We start from the raw sequence: 18894 nt of genomic DNA, 5'->3' as shown, positions 1-18894 counted from the left end.
TTTAAGTTTTTGAAAATAGTAAGAGGAGTTGTATTTATATTGAAGAAATAAATATAGTATTATATTTATTTTTAGGGGGATATATATTGAAAAAATTAAAATTTAATTATACTAAGTTGATTTTAATATTTATATGCATATATGTATTATCAAATATACTTAGTGGTATAATTAAAAAAAATGCAGATACTTTAGTTTTAGAAAATCAAGTTGTTCGAGAAAGTTTCAAGAAAAAGGGACTAGTAATTAGAGATGAATACTTATTAGAAAGTAGTATGGATGGAAAAGTAAAATACTGTATTAAAGAAGGTAATAAAATAAAAAAAGGTGATGAAGTAGCATACATCTACAATGGTAATGTAGACGAAAAAGCGGTAAGTACGCTAAAAGATTTAAAACAAGATATATCAGATATAGAATCAGGAAATACAAAGATAGTAAAATCGGATATAAAAAACATAAATGAGGGTATAAAAAAACTGAGTTTAAATTTACAAAACGATTTATTAGATGGAGATATAAACATAGATAGTGATTTAAACAAAATATCTAAACTTTTAAAAGACAAAAATGAAATAATAGGAAGTGATTTAAATAGTAAGACATTACAAGATAAAGAAAATGAAGCAGAAAAAGTTTCAAATTTAATTGCAGATAACTCACAATTATTTAAGGCTAAAAATTCAGGTATTATCTCATATAAGTTTGATAACAATGAGAAAAAATTTAACTTAGAAAATATTGGAGAAGTGAAAAAAGAAGATATAGAAAGTACAAAAGAAGAATATATAGACATAAAGAAAGATGGAGAAGTAAAAAAAGGTGAACCTGTTGCAAGGATAGTAAACAATCTAAAGCAATATGTAGCTATAAGCTGTAATGAAAAAGAAATAAAAAAATTAAATGTAGGACAAAAAATAATTATATCTAGTGACGTTGAAAAAATAAATGCAAATGTATATGATATATATAAGGATGGAAATGACTACATTGCCATATTAGCTATAAGCGAACAAAATATGGAAATTTGCGATACAAGAGTAAAAGAATTTGATATAATATATAAGTCAACAGAAGGCTTAAAGGTTCCTAAAGATGCATTTGTAGAAGTAGATGGTAAAAAAGGTGTCTACGTAATTTCTGAAACAGGAGAAGAGAAATTTGTAGAATTACAAGGAACTTTTTATGAGAGTGAAGAATATATAGTTATTGACTATTACAAAAATCATATAAATGGATTAAAAAGTATTAGTATTTATGATGAAGTGATATTAAACCCAAGAGGTAAAAAAATTAGTAAAAGCAGGTGATAAAATGAACTCTATAAAATCTAATTTAATTAATATAGAAAAAAGAATTAATGATTCTTGTAAAACTTCCGATAGAAGTAATGATGAAGTTAAATTAATAGCTGTAACAAAGACTGTAGATATAGATGCAGTTAACGAAGCTATAGAATGTGGAGTAACTGACGTAGGCGAAAATAAGCCACAAGAATTAGCTAGAAAATATGAAGTAATAGGTGATAGAGTAAAATGGCACCTTATTGGAAGTTTGCAAACCAATAAAGTAAAATATATAATTGATAAAGTATATATGATACATTCTATAGATAGATTATCATTATGTGATGAGATTCAAAAACGAGCTCAAAGCATAGATAGACAAATAAATTGTTTAATACAAGTCAATATATCTAAGGAAGAAAGTAAACACGGCATACTTGAAGAAGATGCTATTGATTTTATAAAAAATATATCAAATAATTATCCAAATATAAGAGTTAAGGGGCTTATGACAATGGCTCCAAATACAGATGATAAAAATTTAATAAAATCCGTATTTAGGGGATTAAAAGATTTAGCTAACAAAATAGATCATGAAAATATAAATAATGTGTCTATGGAAGCTCTATCTATGGGGATGAGCAATGACTTTGAGATAGCTATTGAAGAAGGAGCAACATTTGTTAGAGTTGGAACTTCTATATTTGGACAAAGAAACTATAATAAAAAATAATGAATATATATAATGGAGGATGTTAATAATGGGAAATGGTTTCATAGGTAAGATAAAAGATTGGATGACAGATGAAGTAGAAGACGAGTTTATGGATGAAGAGATAGAAGAGATTGAGGAAGAAGTAGAGATATCAGAAGATTTAAGTAATGGAGTTGGATCTATATCTCAACCTAAAAGCAATAAAATAGTAAATATACATACAGCAGGACAAATGAAAGTTGTCATAGTAGAACCAAAGAAATATGAAGAGGTTACATCTATAGCTGATCAATTAAAACAAAGAAGAGCTGTAATAGTTAATTTAGAAAATTTAGATGATGCAGTTACTCGTAAATCTATATTTGACTTTATGAATGGAGCTGTATATGTTTTAGATGGAAGTATACAAAAAGTATCTAAGGCAATATTTATATTAGCACCTAATAATGTAGATATAGATGCTAACATGAAGAAAGAGTTAGAAAGTAAAGCTTTTTTTCCATGGCAAAATAAATAAATAAAAAGGAGTAAGAATTGAAATGATAGAATACTCTTTATTAGTTTTAACAGACATAGTTCAATTTGCGATTGTAATAAGAGCATTAATGTCATGGATTCCAGGAGCTACACAGTCAAAAATCTATGATATTATAGGTATGCTAACAGAGCCTATAGAAGGGCCTATAAGAAACTTTATGTTTAGATATATTGAAGGTCCAATAGATTTTTCTCCAATAATTGCGCTATTTGTACTTCAATTTTTAAGAATGTTAATAATAAATATATTTTAAAATATTAGAAGTAGGTTAAATTATGGACAAGGTATCATTAACAAATCATATTAAAGATATAGATTTAAAAAATAAGATGTTTAAGGTAATAGATAAAGCATATTCTTGTATCAAAAGCTATGATATTAAGTATACTGATTTTCTAAATCCTTATGAAATAAAAAATTCTATATCAATATTAAATAGTTTCGACGATATAAAATATAGGGTTGATGGAGGCTTTGAAGAAGCTGAAAGAAGAGTTATTACTATATTCCCTTATTATATGGAATATGAAGATGTACAATCACCTATAAAAGTGTTACAAATAGAGGGCAATTTTAAATTTAAAGAGATAAAGCATAAAGATTATTTAGGTTCTTTACTGGGTCTAGGTATAAAAAGAGAAAAAATAGGGGATATAAATATACATGATAACTTTTGTCAGGTTATTGTAAGTAAAGATATCTCAGATTTTATTATTATGAATTTAGAAAAAGTTGCTAGAAATAGTGTTAAGGTAAAGGAAATTCCCGAAGATGATATAGCATATTCCAAACCTAAATACAAAGAAATATCATTAACTGTATCATCACAAAGATTGGATTGCTTGATAAGTGGGATATACAATATTTCTAGACAAGAAAGTTTGAAGCTTATAAATACAGAAAAAGTTTTTGTTGATTATGAAAAAATAATATCTACATCAAAAACTATAGAACGGGATGCTCTTATATCAGTAAGAGGTAAAGGTAGAGTGATAATAGCCGATATAGGAGATATAAGTAAAAAAGGAAAAACAAAAGTAAAAGCAAAATTAATAATATAGGAGGGGAATACATGCTAACTCCAGTGGATATTGAAAATAAAGAATTTAAAAAAGGTATACGTGGATATAGAGAAGATGAAGTAGATGAATTTTTAGATCTAATAAAAGAAGACTTCGAAAACGTATATAGAGAAAACCTGGAATTAAAAGATAAAATAAGAATGTATCAAGAACAAATAAGTAAGTTTGAAAACATAGAAGAAACATTAAAGGCAACACTTATAACAGCTCAAACTGCAGCTGAAGATACATGTAGTGCTGCAAATAAAAAAGCTAAGATAATAGTTGAAGAGGCTGAACTTAGATCAAGACAAATAATAGGACAAGCTAATAATAGAGTTATTGAAATAAGAAAAGAATATGATTCTATAGTTAAAGAGTTCAAGATATTTAGAAATAAATTTAAATCATTATTAGAAGATGAAATTAGAAGTGTTGATGATATTTTCTCAGATATAGATGAAAATGGAGTTCAAAGAATAGCTGAGCTTCAAAAAGAATTATCAGATGCTTTAGAGTAAAAATATATTGACTATTTGAATAATTTATTATAAAATTTCATACATATAAACTAATATTATAATAAATGCTATGATGGAGAGAGTAGTTTTTAGATAATTTCACAGAGAGTTGGAGAAGCTGAGAACCAATAAATTTATAAAAATGAAGATCACTCCTAAGCTGCAGGCTGAACGATTAATCTATTAAGCTGAGCCGGTTAAATACCGTTATATTGAAAGAGTGTTACAAATGTAGTGTAATCATATACATTTGTAAAATTAGGGTGGTAACGCGAGTAATAACTCGTCCCTTTCCAGGGACGGGTTTTTTTGTGTGAAAAATAAAATTAAAGGAAGGTGGATTTTAATGGCTAAATTTAAGTCGTTAGTAGATTCTTCTGTAAAAGAAGCTGAAGCTAAAGTATCTGATTACTGGAATGACATAAATATGTTAGAAAAAACTTTAGAAAAAGGAAAAGATGATCCTAGTTTTGTATTCTATGAAGGGCCTCCAACTGCAAATGGAAACCCAGGAATACACCATGTTATAGCTAGAACTTTAAAAGACTCTGTTTGTAGATATAAAACTATGAATGGATATCAAGTAAAAAGAAAAGCTGGATGGGATACACACGGATTACCAGTAGAAATACAAGTAGAAAAAGAATTAGGTTTATCTGATAAGCAACAAATAGAAGCTTATGGATTAGACAAATTCAATAAAAAGTGTAGAGAGTCTGTTTTCACATTTGAAAAACAATGGAGAGACATGACTGAAAGAATGGCTTATGAAATAGACTTAGATAATCCGTATATAACTTTAGATAATAATTATATCGAGTCTGTATGGTGGATATTAGATAAGTTCAACAAAGAAGGATACGTATATGAAGGTCATAAAATACTTCCATACTGTCCAAGATGTGGAACAGGTCTTGCATCACATGAGGTTGCACAAGGATATAAAGAAATAAAAAATAATACAGTAATAGCTAAGTTCAAGAGAAAAGATGCTGATGAATATTTCTTAGCATGGACAACAACTCCTTGGACATTACCATCAAATGTTGCTTTAACAGTAGGTGCTGAAATAGACTATATAAAAGTTAAGCAAAATGACGAAATATACTATGTTGCTAAAGCTTTAGCTAATAAAGTTTTAGGCGAAGATTATGAAGTTATAGAAGAGTTAAAAGGTAAAGATTTAGAGTACGTTGAATATGAACAATTAATGCCATTTGTTGAAGCAGATAAAAAAGCATTCTTTGTTACTTTAGGTGACTATGTAACAACAGAAGATGGTACAGGAATAGTTCATACAGCACCAGCGTTTGGTGAAGATGACTACAACTTAGGAAGAAAATACGATTTACCAGTGTTACAACCAGTTTCAGAAGCAGGTAAGTTTACAACTACTCCATGGGAAGGCAAATTTGTAATGGAAGATGGTGTAGACGTTGAAATTATAAAATGGTTACACGGAGAAAATAAATTATTCAGCAAAGAAAAGGTAGCTCATAACTATCCTCACTGCTGGAGATGCCAAACTCCACTTTTATACTATGCAAAACCAAGCTGGTATATAGAAATGACTAAGTTAAAAGATCAATTAATAGCAAACAACAAAACTGTTGAATGGTATCCAGGTTTCGTAGGAGAAGGAAGATTTGGTAACTGGTTAGAAAACTTAAATGACTGGGCTATATCTAGAAGTAGATATTGGGGAACACCATTAAACGTATGGAAGTGTGAATGTGGTCATAAAGAATCTGTAGGGTCAAGAGAAGAGCTTGCTAACAAAGCTATAGAAGATATAGATCCAAAAACTATAGAATTACACAGACCATATGTAGATGACATACACTTTAAGTGTGATAAGTGTGGAGGAACTATGACTAGAGTAACAGACGTTATAGACTGTTGGTTTGATAGTGGTTCTATGCCATTTGCACAACATCACTACCCATTTGAAAATAAAGAAAACTTTGATGAATTATTCCCAGCAGATTTTATTTGTGAAGGTATAGATCAAACTAGAGGATGGTTCTATTCATTACTTGCTATATCTACTTTTGTTACAGGTAAAGCTCCATATAAGAGAGTTTTAGTTAATGACTTGGTACTTGATAAAGAAGGTAAGAAAATGAGTAAATCAAGAGGAAACACAGTAAATCCTTTTGAATTATTTGATCAATATGGAGCAGATGCATTAAGATGGTATTTATTATATGTATCTCCACCATGGACTCCAACAAGATTTGATGTAGATGGATTAAAAGAGGTTCAAAGTAAATTCTTAGGAACTATGAAAAATGTATATAACTTCTTCACATTATATGCAAATACAGATAATATAAATCCATCAGAGTTTTTCGTTGAATATAAAGATAGACCAGAATTAGACAGATGGATATTATCTAAATTTAACAACTTAAAGAAAGAAGTAGAAGAAAACTTAGAGATATTTGAATTAAATAAAACTGTTAGAATGGTTCAAGAATTTATAAATGAAGATTTATCTAACTGGTATATAAGACGTTCAAGAAGAAGATTCTGGGCAACTGAATTAACAGAAGATAAAAAATCAGTTTATAATACAACTTATGAAATATTAACACAACTTTGTAAGTTAATAGCTCCATTTACACCATTTATAGCAGAAGAAATATATAGAAACTTAACTAATGAAACTTCAGTTCACTTAGCTACTTATCCTAAAGCTAATTTAGATTTAATAGATAATAATCTAGAAGAAAAAATGGATTTAGTTAAAAACTTAGTTACATTAGGAAGAGCATCAAGAGAAGCTACTAGAATAAAAGTTCGTCAACCTATACAAAAAGTATTAGTAGATGGAAAATATGAAGGTACTATAAGTGATGTTGTTGACTTAATAAAAGAAGAACTTAATGTTAAAGAAGTTATATTTGCCAAAGATTTAGGGGAATATATGAACTTTACATTAAAACCAAACTTCAAAGTTTTAGGACCTGTGCTTGGAGCTAAGATGAAATTCTTTGCTGGAGCATTAAATAAACTTGATGCAAGTGAAGTTGTACCTAAATTAGAAGCTGGGGAGTCTATAAGTGTAGATATAGATGGAGAAGAATTTAAGTTTAATAAAGATCATGTATTAATAAATATATCAGCTAAAGAAGGTTTTAATGTTACTATGGAAAACAACCTATTTGTAATATTAGATACAACTTTAAATGAGACTTTAATAAACGAAGGATATGCTAGAGAATTTATATCTAAAGTTCAACAATTAAGAAAATCTAATGACTTTGATGTTTTAGATAATATAGATATTGATTACTGTTCAGATGATGAAATAGCAAATGCTATAAATGAATACTCTGAATATATAAAATCAGAAACTTTAGCTTTAAACATAAATAGAGTTGTTGATGAAACTATAGAAAAACATAACTTAAATGATCACATGACAGGTATAAAAGTTACAAGAAAATAGTTTAAATTGAAGAAGCTGTACTCAAATAGTAGTATGAATAGGATAAATATATAAGTTTTGCTTCCAAAGCTAAAAAGAAGCTTTAAAGGTCGCTAAAACTTATATATTTACTATTTGATAACTATTTTGAGACAGCTTCTTTTTTGTGGGAATTAGGTGGTAGAAAAAAATATGTAGTTTAAATGGTTGACTTTTTTAAGATTAAAACATATCATATAAAATAAATATAAAAATATAATATAAGAATCCAGTGAAGAGGATTAGTAATTAAATTTCTTATTTAATACAGAGAATTGAGGTAGCTGAGAACTCAATATAAATAAATTTAATGAATGGACCTTTGAGGAATTAGGCGAAATTTAAAAAGTAGCTGATATCGTGACTGCACGTTATAGCAGAAATTATTAAGTGATATGTATATAAAAATACGTATAATTTAGGTGGTACCGCGGAAAATACATCCGTCCTATTTATTTAGGACGGATTTTTTTATTATATAAAAAACTAAAGATTAATAACATATAGGAGGAATTTATAAATGAACAAAATAGGAATAATAGGTGCAATGGATGAGGAAGTAGATATATTAAGAGATATAATGGACATAGAAGAAACTATAGAAAAAGCTAGTTTAAAATTTTATGTAGGAAAATTAGAAAATAAAGATATTGTTTTAGTTAGATGTGGAATAGGTAAAGTGAATGCTGCATTATGTGCTCAAATATTAATAAGTGAATTTAATGTAGATGCAGTTGTTAATACAGGTGTAGCAGGAGCATTAAATGAAGAACTAGATGTATATGATATAGTTATATCTACAGATGCGATACAACATGACTTTGATACTACTGTATTTGGTGATAAAAAAGGTATGATACCTAGAATGGATAATTCAATATTTAAAGCAGATGAAAAATTAATAAATGCGGCTTATGAATCATCAAAAGCAGAAGTTAAAACTCATAAAGTTTTAAAAGGTAGAGTTTTAAGTGGAGATATATTTATAAGTAGCAAGGAATTAAAAGATGAACTAGTAAAAGAATTTAACGGATACTGTGGAGAAATGGAAGGAGCTGCTATAGCACATGTATGCTATGTGAATCATACTCCATTTGTAGTTATAAGAGCTATGTCAGATAAAGCAGACGGAAGTGCAGATGTAACATATGAAGAGTTTGTAGGTCAAGCAGCACACAACTCAAAAGATATAGTACTTAGAATGTTAAAAAATTTATAGGAGGCATTAAATATGAGTGAAAAGAAAATAATATTTAGTGGGGCTCAACCATCAGGTAAATTAACATTAGGAAATTATCTTGGGGCTATAAAAAACTGGAAAGAATTGCAAGAAGATTATAACTGCTATTATAGTGTAGTAGATTTACATGCAATAACAGTTCCACAAGAAGCTAAAAATTTAAGAGCAAATACAATGCAGTTACTAGCTCAGTATATGGCAAGTGGTTTAGACCCAGAAAAAAATACTATATTCATACAGTCACATGTTAGTTGTCACACAGAGTTAATGTGGATTTTAAATACAATGACATATATGGGTGAGTTAAGCAGAATGACTCAGTTTAAAGATAAATCTCAAAAAAGCGAAGCTAATTTGAATGCAGGATTATTTACTTATCCAGTTTTAATGGCGGCAGATATACTACTATATCAAACAGATTTAGTGCCAGTTGGAGAAGATCAAAAACAACATTTAGAGTTAGCTAGAGATTTAGCAAATAGATTCAATAACAGATATAGTTCTACATTTAAAGTTCCAGAACCATATATACCAAAAGCTGGAGCTAGAGTAATGAGCTTACAAGAACCAACTAAAAAAATGAGTAAATCAGATGAAAATGAAAATGGATATATATTATTAGTTGATGATGCTGATGCAATAAGAAGAAAAATAAAAAGAAGTGTAACAGATTCTGTTGGAGTAGTTAGATATAGTGATGAGCAACCAGGTATAAAAAATCTTTTAGATATATACTCAAAACTAGACAATAAATCTATAGAAGATGTAGTTGCTATGTATGAAGGTAAAGGATATGGAGATTTTAAAAATGACGTTGCTGAAGTAATAGTAGAAACTTTAAAACCTATAAAAGACCAATATGAATATTTACTGTCAAACAAGGATTACTTAGAAAATATATATGCTAAAGGTGCTCAAAAGGCAGAATATCAAGCTAGAAAAACACTAAGAAAAGTTTATAAAAAAGTTGGATTGATAGAAAAGAAATTTTTATAAACTTAAAATTGAAAGCCCTATTTAATAGGGCTTTTTTTGTGCAATAAAACATTAATTAAGTACTATTAGTAAAGCAAATTCTTGTATTTAAAATATAAAAGTTGGAATAATAAAATTGTAAAAAGTTTTTCTATGTGAAGAGGACGTGTTAAGTTTTGAAGCGATATAGATTAGGAAATAGAAAAAATGAAAAAGAAATATACACAGAAGAAGTTAAAGCATTGAGTATGAAAGATATTGATAAAAGAATTCATGGAAATGATGAATCTAGCACATTATTAAAAGCACTTGAAATTGCAAACAATAGAATAGATAGTCTGCTATACATGTTTGAAAGAAGCAGAATTATGGATTATATGATTTTAACAGATAGTAGAAGACGAATGTTTGCAATTAACTTTATAGCAGGAATTGGGAAAGGGTTTGGGCAAGCTATTGGATTCAGTTTTCTTACAGGTTTAGTTTTATATGTTATATCTAAATGGGTTAACTTACCTATTATAGGAGAATATATAGCTGAATTTTTAGATATGGTAGATAATTTTAGAGGAAGGTAGAGGATTATTATGAATAATAAAAAATATGAGAATATGTTACTAGAAGAAAAAAATAATATAATAAATTTAGTATCAGAAATGGAAGATAACACTGTATTTGGAAATACCACTGAACATACAAGTGAGAAGTATACATCAGGTGAGCTTTCAAGTTATGATAATCATCTTGCGGATATAGGGAGTGAAGTATATATGCAAGAGATGCAAAATAGTTTAACTAATCATGAAAAATTTAAGCTAAATGAAATTGATAATGCCTTATATAAAATAAAAAATGGATCTTATGGAATTTGTGAAAGTTGCAAAAAAGGTATAGAGGAAGATCGCTTAGATTTTATTCCAGAAACTAGATTATGTGTAGATTGTGCTAAAAAAGAAGAAAGACCAGTAAATAATATAGAGAGTGTTAGCATAAAAGATAATTTTAGTGGACCTAATTTATTTACACGAGAAGTTAAAGACTTAGTTGATATGAATAGAGATATGAGAGATGACTACTAGAAAAGAGGCGGTAATATGAAAAAGTTAATTATACCTATATTTTTTTTGATTTTAGCATTAGGTATATTTAATATGCCAAAGCCAAATGAAAGTGAAGTTTTTAATAATAAAAATAATATATCAAAAAAATATGAAGATATAATAATTAAAAGAGGTAGTGATCAGAAAAAAGTTATAGCTTTAACCTTTGATGATGGTCCTGATGAAGATTTTACACCACAAATACTAGACATACTTAAAAAAAATAATGCAAAAGCCACGTTTTTTGTAGTAGGTCAAAAAGTTGGATGGAATCCTGAAATTGTAAAAAGAGCATTTGATGATGGACATGAAATTGGGAATCATACATTTACGCATATAAATGTATGCAACAATTCACCTGAAAAGCTTAACAGTGAAATTATAAAAACTCAAGAAATTATAAAAAAAGTTACAGGTAAAGAACCCACTTGGTTTAGACCTCCATATAGAGCAATAAATGAAAGTTTATTTAACTTAATGAAATCAAAAGATATGAAAGTTGTGTTGTGGTCTGATTTTGATGCTAGAGATTGGAGTAATCCTGGAGTTGGAAATATTATAAGCACAATAGAAAAAAATGCGAAAAATGGTAGTATAGTTTTACTTCATGACTACAACAGTATAAGGAATGATAAATCACAAACTATAAAAGCTTTAGAATGTATAATTCCAGAGTTACAAAAACAAGGATATGAATTTGTAACTATATCAGATCTTGTTAAAGAATAAATCAAAGATAGATAGCAATTGCTATCTTTTTTTGATATTAACATGTATTGCCCATATATATGTTAATATATATAATATATATAGATTAAAACAATTGAGGAGGATATTTTTTTGATATATATACTTATTATATTAGGCTTAATAGGATTAGATCAAATATCTAAATTTTTAGCTGTAAAGTATTTAGTTAATATAGGGAGTATACCTATAATTAAAGATATATTTCATTTAACATATGTAGAAAATAGAGGAGCAGCATTTGGAATGTTTCAAAATAACCAAATGATTTTTGTAGTGGTTGCTTTGGCTGCATGCATATTTGGATTATATTATTTATACAAAAAGCAACTAAACTTACTTGGTAAAAGTGCTATTATTCTTATAATAGCAGGAGCTGTAGGGAATCTTATAGATAGAGTAAGATTGGGGTTTGTAGTAGATTATTTTGATTTTAGAATAGTTTGGAACTATGTATTTAATGTAGCAGATGTATTTGTAGTTATAGGAACTATATTATTATGCATATACATAATATTTTTTGAAAATGACAAGTAGGTGAAATTATGGAAGAAGTAAGACAATTTTTAGTTATAGATGAAGAAGAAGGCGATAGACTAGATGTATATTTGTCTGGACAGTTAGGTGAAATGTCTAGGAGTTATATACAAAAGATTATAAAGGATAAAAAAGTTAAGGTTAATAATAAAATTGAAAAAGCAAAATACTTGGTAAAAGAAGATGATAATGTAATTATTGAGATACCAGCACCAAAACTTCTTGAAGTGACTCCACAAGATATACCAATTGATATTGTGTATGAAGATGGGGACTTATTAATAGTTAATAAACCTCAAGATATGGTTGTTCACCCAGCGCCTGGAAACTATGATAATACGTTAGTAAATGCAATTTTATATCATTGTAGAGAGAATTTATCTTCTATAAACGGAGTGATAAGACCTGGGATAGTACACAGGATAGATAAAGATACATCTGGGCTTTTAATGATTGCGAAAAATAATAAAGCTCATAATTCGCTAGCAGAACAGCTAAAAGATCATTCAATAACTAGAGAATATGAATTTATATGCCACGGAGTTATGAAAGAAGATAAAATAACTGTTGATAAACCTATTGGAAGAAATCCTAAAGATAGATTGAAGATGGGTATAGTTAAAGATGGAAAAAATGCAATTACTCACTTTGAAGTCATAAATAGATATGAAAACTTTACTCATGTTAAGGCAACTTTAGAGACTGGAAGAACACACCAAATAAGAGTTCATGCATTATCTTTAAATCATCCTTTATTAGGGGACCCTCTATATGGTCCGAAAAATAATAAGTTTGGGATAGAAGGACAAACCTTACATGCTAGAAAGTTAGGTTTCATACATCCTACAACTAATGAATATGTTGAGTTCAATTCAGAGCTTCCAAAATATTTCAGTGACTTAATATCTAAAATGAAATAAAAGTGGTTGTTAAAAGGACTTTATTAGTATATAATTATAAAAAATGAATGTTACCTTTAATTGGTCCAGAGAGATCAAAAGGCGAGAGAATGAGAACTTATAGAAAATATAAGATTCATTATATTTGATAAGTATAGCTTCTTGCCTAAGGGTAAGAAGCTTTTTTGAATTTAACCTTATGCCAAAGGAGGATTTTAATGAAAGAAAAGGCGCAATTAATGGATGAAAAAGCTATGGGAAGAGCTATAACTAGAGTAAGCCATGAAATTATAGAGAAAAATAAAGGTGTAGAAGATGTTGTTTTAGTAGGAATAAAAACAAGAGGAGTTCCTATAGCAAATAGAATAGCAAAAAAAATACAGAGTATAGAAGATGTATGTGTAAATACTGGTGAAATTGATATAACTCTATATAGAGATGATTTAAAAAAAGTAGATACAGATCCGGTTATAAATGGATCTAATATAAACTTTGATATAAATGATAAGGTTGTAATACTAGTTGATGATGTTTTATACACAGGAAGAACAGTAAGAGCAGCTTTAGATGCAATTATGGATATAGGAAGACCTAAGTCTATACAATTAGCTGTGTTAGTTGATAGAGGACATAGAGAGTTACCTGTAAGAGCAGATTATGTAGGTAAAAATGTTCCAACATCAAAACATGAGGTAATTTCAGTTATGTTAAATGAAACTGATGAACAAGATTCAGTAACTATAAACGAGTAAAAGCATAAAATTATATAAGGTTAATACCTTTTAATTCAGTACAGAGATACTGAAAAAGGGAGAATTATTTCTCCCAAACTAAAAATAGGGAGGTTTTTTTATGAAAAAAACAATGTTATCATTACAACATTTATTAGCTATGTTTGGAGCTACAGTTTTAGTACCAATATTAACAGGATTTAATCCAGCGGTTGCTATTTTCTGTGCAGGAGTAGGGACATTAATTTTCCATGCATGTACAAAAGGAGTAGTTCCAGTTTTCCTAGGTTCAAGTTTTGCATTTATACCAGTTATAATAGCTGCTAAAGAAGCTCACAATGGAGATTTAGCATATGCTCAAGGTGGAATAATAATAGCCGGAATTATATATTTAATAATGGCAGCAGTTATAAAAAAAGTAGGTGTAGATAAGATTAAAAAATATTTCCCAGCTCAAGTAGTTGGAGCAATGATAGCAGTTATAGGACTTAACCTATTACCAACTGCAGTTGATATGGCATCAAATAATTTTTTAATAGCAATTATGACATTAGGATTAGCAATAGCAATAAATGTATTTTGTAAAGGATTTATAAAGCAATTAAATATAATAATAGCTGTAGCTATAGGATACACTGTGTCTTTAATACTAGGGAATGTAGATATTTCATTTATGAGTACAAATACGGCTCTTTTACAAATACCACAATTTACACTACCTAAATTTAGTTTACAAGCTATAGTTTTAATTGCACCTGTAGTTTTAGCGGTATTCATGGAACATATAGGAGACATGACTACTAATGGAACTGTAGTAGGAAAGAATTTCATAGAAGAACCAGGGCTTCACAGAACGTTAATGGGAGATGCATTGGCTACTATTATGGCAGGATTTTTAGGAGGACCAGCAAATACGACTTATGGAGAAAATACAGCAGTACTTGCTATAACTAAAAATTATGACCCATCAATATTAAGAAGAACTGCTATATGTGCAATATTACTAGCATGTGTAAGTAAGTTTGGAGGGTTTTTACAAAGTATACCTACAGAAGTTATGGGTGGAATAAGTATAATGTTATTCTCAATGATTTCATATGTAGGGTTAAAAACAATAAACGATAGCAAATGTGTAGAAAGTAAAAAGAATATAATAATAATAGCTACTATAATGGTAATAGGCTTAGGAACTACTTACTTAAGTAATAAAGGAATTGTTATAGGAATACCTGTAACTAAAACTGTTACAATTACAGGGTTAAGTTTAGCTGCAATAGTAGGTATTGTACTAAATAGAGTATTAAATACAGAAGACTTTAAAAAGGATACTGAGAAAGAATCAGAAGTTCTTAACTCTCAGCTTATATAACTATAAATAGAAATTAAAAAAACAGGGTTTAACCCTGTTTTTTTAATTTAACTACTAATTCTTCAGATGGAGTTACATAAATAGTACTATTTGTTTCATATATAACCATTCCTGGTTTAGAACCATTTGGTTTTTTTACATTTTTCTTTAAGGTATAATCAACTGGAACTTGAGCTGACATTTTAGATTTACTGAAAAATGCAGCTAGCATTGCTCCTTCAAAAATAGTTGATTCAGGTATTTCCTTACCATCTGATTTTATTATTACGTGAGAACCTGGGATGTTTTTAGTATGCATCCATAAATCATCATTATTAGCGACTCTAAGAGTAAGAAAATCATTTTGCTTATTATTTTTACCTACCAAGATTGTAAATCCATCAGAAGATAAAAATTCATTTGGTTTAGTAGTTAAAGTATTTTTCTCTTTTTTTAATTTAACTTTGCCACGCATATATCCAAGTTTTTGAAGTTCTTCTTTTATATCGTTAAGTTCAGCTAGGTTATCACAGTTATCTACACTAAGCATTATATTTTCAAGATAATTAATTTCTTCTAAGCTAAGTTCAACTTGAGCACTTATCTCTTTCTTTGCATGTTTTAATTTAGTATACTTTTTAAAGTATTTTTGAGCGTTTTCAGATGGAGTTAAGTTTGGGTTTAAATCAATTTTTACTGTAGAACAGTTCTCATCATAGAAATTTTGAACCTCTACAGACTTCATTCCCTTTTCAACCATATAAATATATGAAGTTATAAGCTCTCCCTTAACTTTGTAGATTATAGCATTATCAGATTCTTTAAGTTCTAATTCTTGTTTCTTTAATTTATTATAAAGTCTATCTAGTTTTATAGATATGCTTTTCTTAAAGTCTGATGCACGTTGATTTATTCTTTCCTTAGCATCTTTATTTGAATAGAAGCTTTCTATTATTGATGAAACACTTTCATTATGAACAACTTTTAAGTCATTAAATAGAGAAAGATTTATACAACTAAAATCTAAAAGTTTATCAATAGAAGGATCTAAAGCTAAGCATGGGTTATAATTTGCGTCTTTGACGCTCTGCATAACATTTACAAACTCTTCGTGTAGCATGTTAAAGCTTTCATCATTTAAATCAGAAGCTAGCATAGAGCTATCTAAATTTGATCTAAAGCATATTTCCTTAGACACAGTCGGACTTATACCTAAAAATTTAGAATATATAGATTTTAATATAGGACCATTAAAATCTTGAAGTAATTCTTTAAACTGATCTATAGAAATTAATTCAAGTGGATCTAACTTATCTTGAGCAGGAGGTAGTGTATATGTTATACCTGGAAGAAGTTGTCTAACCCTACTAATACTAGGAGGTATTCTTTTTATTGAATCGACTATTTTATCTTCTTCATGAGTCAAAATTATATTACTATGTCTCCCCATTATTTCTATTATTAAATCTTTAGTAGTTTTTGATTTTAATTCATCTAAAGATTCAACAGTGATTTTTACAATTCTCTCAAATCCAATTTGAGAAACGCTAACTATGTTTCCGCTTTGGATATACTTTCTAAGCAACATACAAAACATAGGAGCATTCATAGGATTTTCCTTTTTATATGAACTAGAAAGGTAAATTCTAGGGTTAGATGAGCTTGCACTAAGTACTAGCTTAAAATTCTCTTTATTGTTTCGTATATGTAAAACTATTTCATCGTTTTCTGGTTGATATATCTTATCTATTTTTCCTCCAACTAACTTAGAAGACAGTTCATCACAAATTGAATGAACAACTAAACCATCGAATGCCATAATATCATTCCTTTCAAAATTTATTAAGTAAGTAAATTATTACACATATAAATAATAATGTGAATATAATATTGAGAATATAGTCTAAAATAATATAGAGTTTACACTCAATATAATTTCCTTTTATGAACAAAATATTGTATAATAAGCTAAGAATTCAATTTTATAGGGGGGATATAAATGAACTTCTGGAAATTACATGGAGTCGGAAATGATTTTATAGCAATTGACGGTAGGTTTGATAATAAAGATTCTAACGACTACTCAGATTTAGCTAAAAAAGTTTGTCATAGAAGATTTGGCGTTGGAGCTGATGGACTACTAGTAGTTAAAACCTCTGATATATCTGATGTAGAAATGGTATATTATAATTCTGATGGATCAAGAGCTAATATGTGTGGAAATGGATTAAGATGTTTTTGTAAGTTTGTGTATGACAATAACATAGTAAAAGATACAGAATTTAGTGTATACACACTTGACGGAATAAAAAAAATATCTTTAAATATAGAAAGTGAAAAAAATTATACTATAAGAGTAAATATGGGAAAACCAAATTTCAATCCAAAAAACATTCCAGTAAATACAAATAAAGAAGTCTTTATAAAAGAAAAGCTATTAATAGATAATAAAGAAGTAGAAGTAAGTTCAATTCTAATGGGAGTGCCACATACTATTGTATTCGTAGATGAACTTATAAAAGAAGATATATATAAATATGGAAAACTTATAGAAGAAAATGAGATTTTCCCAAATAAAACTAATGTTAATTTTGTTAAAGTTGATGATAAAGATAACATACATGTATACACATGGGAAAGAGGATGCGGATATACTCTAGGATGTGGGACAGGTATGACAGCTTCTGTAATTTTAGCTAACTATTTAGGTAAAACTAATGAAATAGTTAATGTAAAATCAGAAGGCGGAAGCGTAAGGATAGAGCTTCTTGATGATGTATATATGATAGGAAATGCAGTTAAAATATGTGAAGGAACTTTGGAGGTATAGCATATGGCTATTAGTATGACAGGTTTTGGAAGAGGCGAATACAAAAATGATAACTATCATTTTACCGTAGAATGTAGAACTATAAACCATAAGTATGTAGATATAAACACACGTCTTCCTAGAAAAATATCTTTTCTAGAGGATAAAATAAGAAATGTAGTCAAAGATTATATAAAAAGAGGTAGAGTTGATTTATATATAAAACTTGACTTAGTAGGTAGTGAAGATGTAAACTTAAAATTTGATGAGAAGTTAGCTTCTGAGTATGTAAATATATTAAATAATATAAAAGACACATTTAGCTTACAAGATGATATAACGGTTATGAATATAGCAAAATTCCCTGATATAATAAAAAGTGAAGAAAAAGAAGAAGATGAAGATTTATTATGGTTAATGCTAAGAGATGCATTAAATGACTGTTTAGTTAAGTTAAAAGATATGAGGGTTGAAGAAGGCTTAAAACTTGCTAATGATATAGATATGAGATGTGATTTGTTAAAAGATTATATTGAACAAATAGAAAACTACTCATATAATGTTGTTAATGAATATAAAGAAAAATTAAACGGCAGAATAGCTGATATTTTAGAAAACCCAAGTCTTGTAGATGAAAATAGATTGGCTCAAGAAGTTGCTATATATGCAGATAAATGCAGTATAACAGAAGAAATAGTAAGATTTAAAAGTCATATAATACAACTTAAAAAAGCTATACATAAAGATGAGTCTATAGGAAGAAAAATAGACTTTTTAATACAAGAGATGAACAGAGAAACTAATACTATAGGATCGAAATCATCTGATTTAAATATAACTAATTTAGTTGTTGAAGTAAAAAGCGAACTAGAGAAAATAAGAGAACAGATACAAAACATAGAATAGGAGATGCGT

18 protein-coding genes, 1 pseudogene and 2 other annotated features are annotated in these 18894 nt (G+C 28.3%); of the genes and pseudogenes, 18 read left to right on the top strand and 1 reads right to left on the bottom strand.

Annotated features, from left to right (window positions below):
• Positions 1-20: 20 nt before the first annotated feature.
• From ACN6I1_RS11665 to ACN6I1_RS11590, 16 genes and pseudogenes are all read left to right on the top strand, one after another.
• Positions 21-1310 (top strand): annotated as a pseudogene (locus ACN6I1_RS11665) (HlyD family efflux transporter periplasmic adaptor subunit); the annotation flags it as partial.
• Positions 1311-1314: 4 nt separating this feature from the next.
• On the top strand, positions 1315-2019 hold the full coding sequence (locus ACN6I1_RS11660) for a YggS family pyridoxal phosphate-dependent enzyme (RefSeq protein WP_053832624.1): 705 nt from the start codon (positions 1315-1317) through the stop codon (positions 2017-2019).
• A gap of 28 nt (positions 2020-2047) precedes the next feature.
• A complete protein-coding gene (locus ACN6I1_RS11655) occupies positions 2048-2518 on the top strand; it encodes a cell division protein SepF (RefSeq protein WP_195947805.1) in 471 nt (156 codons plus the stop codon).
• Positions 2519-2540: 22 nt separating this feature from the next.
• Positions 2541-2792, top strand: a complete 252-nt coding sequence (locus tag ACN6I1_RS11650; RefSeq protein ID WP_021429989.1) for a YggT family protein — start codon at positions 2541-2543, stop codon at positions 2790-2792.
• 22 nt (positions 2793-2814) lie between these two features.
• Positions 2815-3600, top strand: coding sequence for an RNA-binding protein (locus ACN6I1_RS11645; RefSeq protein WP_419742025.1), 786 nt, complete (start codon positions 2815-2817; stop codon positions 3598-3600).
• Positions 3601-3611: 11 nt separating this feature from the next.
• Positions 3612-4121: a DivIVA domain-containing protein gene (locus ACN6I1_RS11640; protein ID WP_419742024.1), complete on the top strand. Its 510-nt coding sequence runs from the start codon at positions 3612-3614 to the stop codon at positions 4119-4121.
• A gap of 61 nt (positions 4122-4182) precedes the next feature.
• Positions 4183-4415, top strand: a binding site (T-box leader).
• 52 nt (positions 4416-4467) lie between these two features.
• Positions 4468-7575, top strand: coding sequence for an isoleucine--tRNA ligase (gene ileS, locus ACN6I1_RS11635; RefSeq protein ID WP_419742023.1), 3108 nt, complete (start codon positions 4468-4470; stop codon positions 7573-7575).
• 241 nt (positions 7576-7816) lie between these two features.
• Positions 7817-8047, top strand: a binding site (T-box leader).
• A gap of 66 nt (positions 8048-8113) precedes the next feature.
• On the top strand, positions 8114-8812 hold the full coding sequence (locus ACN6I1_RS11630; protein WP_419742022.1) for a 5'-methylthioadenosine/adenosylhomocysteine nucleosidase: 699 nt from the start codon (positions 8114-8116) through the stop codon (positions 8810-8812).
• Positions 8813-8824: 12 nt separating this feature from the next.
• Positions 8825-9829 (top strand): tryptophan--tRNA ligase, encoded by a 1005-nt coding sequence (gene trpS / locus ACN6I1_RS11625; protein WP_419742021.1) that lies wholly within the window; start codon positions 8825-8827, stop codon positions 9827-9829.
• 155 nt (positions 9830-9984) lie between these two features.
• Positions 9985-10386, top strand: a complete 402-nt coding sequence (locus tag ACN6I1_RS11620) for a DUF5665 domain-containing protein (protein ID WP_419742020.1) — start codon at positions 9985-9987, stop codon at positions 10384-10386.
• Positions 10387-10395: 9 nt separating this feature from the next.
• A complete protein-coding gene (locus tag ACN6I1_RS11615) occupies positions 10396-10887 on the top strand; it encodes a TraR/DksA C4-type zinc finger protein (RefSeq protein WP_195947801.1) in 492 nt (163 codons plus the stop codon).
• 15 nt (positions 10888-10902) lie between these two features.
• Positions 10903-11637, top strand: coding sequence for a polysaccharide deacetylase family protein (locus ACN6I1_RS11610; RefSeq protein WP_419742019.1), 735 nt, complete (start codon positions 10903-10905; stop codon positions 11635-11637).
• Positions 11638-11748: 111 nt separating this feature from the next.
• On the top strand, positions 11749-12192 hold the full coding sequence (gene lspA, locus ACN6I1_RS11605) for a signal peptidase II (protein ID WP_419742018.1): 444 nt from the start codon (positions 11749-11751) through the stop codon (positions 12190-12192).
• A gap of 8 nt (positions 12193-12200) precedes the next feature.
• A complete protein-coding gene (locus tag ACN6I1_RS11600) occupies positions 12201-13112 on the top strand; it encodes an RluA family pseudouridine synthase (protein WP_419742017.1) in 912 nt (303 codons plus the stop codon).
• Positions 13113-13309: 197 nt separating this feature from the next.
• Positions 13310-13843 (top strand): bifunctional pyr operon transcriptional regulator/uracil phosphoribosyltransferase PyrR, encoded by a 534-nt coding sequence (gene pyrR, locus ACN6I1_RS11595; protein ID WP_021430049.1) that lies wholly within the window; start codon positions 13310-13312, stop codon positions 13841-13843.
• Between the two features lie 100 nt (positions 13844-13943).
• On the top strand, positions 13944-15191 hold the full coding sequence (locus ACN6I1_RS11590) for a uracil-xanthine permease family protein (protein WP_419742016.1): 1248 nt from the start codon (positions 13944-13946) through the stop codon (positions 15189-15191).
• A gap of 28 nt (positions 15192-15219) precedes the next feature.
• Here the strand turns inward: ACN6I1_RS11590 and ACN6I1_RS11585 are convergent, their stop codons facing one another.
• On the bottom strand, positions 15220-16989 hold the full coding sequence (locus ACN6I1_RS11585; RefSeq protein WP_419742015.1) for an Rqc2 family fibronectin-binding protein: 1770 nt from the start codon (positions 16987-16989) through the stop codon (positions 15220-15222).
• A gap of 180 nt (positions 16990-17169) precedes the next feature.
• On the opposite strand from ACN6I1_RS11585, the gene dapF reads away from it, so the two are divergent.
• Entirely contained in the window at positions 17170-18000 is an 831-nt protein-coding gene (gene dapF / locus ACN6I1_RS11580; protein ID WP_021430043.1) for a diaminopimelate epimerase, read from the top strand.
• Positions 18001-18003: 3 nt separating this feature from the next.
• Positions 18004-18885 (top strand): YicC/YloC family endoribonuclease, encoded by an 882-nt coding sequence (locus tag ACN6I1_RS11575; RefSeq protein WP_220796385.1) that lies wholly within the window; start codon positions 18004-18006, stop codon positions 18883-18885.
• Positions 18886-18894: the final 9 nt, after the last annotated feature.

The sequence above is a fragment of the Paraclostridium dentum genome (genome assembly GCF_048568265.1).
GTDB lineage: Bacteria > Bacillota > Clostridia > Peptostreptococcales > Peptostreptococcaceae > Paraclostridium > Paraclostridium dentum.
Note: the sequence above shows the minus strand (reverse complement) of the source record. Positions and strands in the feature narration are given on the sequence as shown.

Bases quoted from the DNA above. Each gene is read 5' to 3' on its own strand.
- ACN6I1_RS11660 (WP_053832624.1), top strand. From the start codon at position 1,315: ATGAACTCTATAAAATCTAATTTAATTAATATAGAAAAAAGAATTAAT.
- ACN6I1_RS11655 (WP_195947805.1), top strand. From the start codon at position 2,048: ATGGGAAATGGTTTCATAGGTAAGATAAAAGATTGGATGACAGATGAA.
- ACN6I1_RS11650 (WP_021429989.1), top strand. From the start codon at position 2,541: ATGATAGAATACTCTTTATTAGTTTTAACAGACATAGTTCAATTTGCG.
- ACN6I1_RS11645 (WP_419742025.1), top strand. From the start codon at position 2,815: ATGGACAAGGTATCATTAACAAATCATATTAAAGATATAGATTTAAAA.
- ACN6I1_RS11640 (WP_419742024.1), top strand. From the start codon at position 3,612: ATGCTAACTCCAGTGGATATTGAAAATAAAGAATTTAAAAAAGGTATA.
- ileS (WP_419742023.1), top strand. From the start codon at position 4,468: ATGGCTAAATTTAAGTCGTTAGTAGATTCTTCTGTAAAAGAAGCTGAA.
- ACN6I1_RS11630 (WP_419742022.1), top strand. From the start codon at position 8,114: ATGAACAAAATAGGAATAATAGGTGCAATGGATGAGGAAGTAGATATA.
- trpS (WP_419742021.1), top strand. From the start codon at position 8,825: ATGAGTGAAAAGAAAATAATATTTAGTGGGGCTCAACCATCAGGTAAA.
- ACN6I1_RS11615 (WP_195947801.1), top strand. From the start codon at position 10,396: ATGAATAATAAAAAATATGAGAATATGTTACTAGAAGAAAAAAATAAT.
- ACN6I1_RS11610 (WP_419742019.1), top strand. From the start codon at position 10,903: ATGAAAAAGTTAATTATACCTATATTTTTTTTGATTTTAGCATTAGGT.
- ACN6I1_RS11600 (WP_419742017.1), top strand. From the start codon at position 12,201: ATGGAAGAAGTAAGACAATTTTTAGTTATAGATGAAGAAGAAGGCGAT.
- pyrR (WP_021430049.1), top strand. From the start codon at position 13,310: ATGAAAGAAAAGGCGCAATTAATGGATGAAAAAGCTATGGGAAGAGCT.
- ACN6I1_RS11590 (WP_419742016.1), top strand. From the start codon at position 13,944: ATGAAAAAAACAATGTTATCATTACAACATTTATTAGCTATGTTTGGA.
- ACN6I1_RS11585 (WP_419742015.1), bottom strand. From the start codon at position 16,989: ATGGCATTCGATGGTTTAGTTGTTCATTCAATTTGTGATGAACTGTCT.
- dapF (WP_021430043.1), top strand. From the start codon at position 17,170: ATGAACTTCTGGAAATTACATGGAGTCGGAAATGATTTTATAGCAATT.
- ACN6I1_RS11575 (WP_220796385.1), top strand. From the start codon at position 18,004: ATGGCTATTAGTATGACAGGTTTTGGAAGAGGCGAATACAAAAATGAT.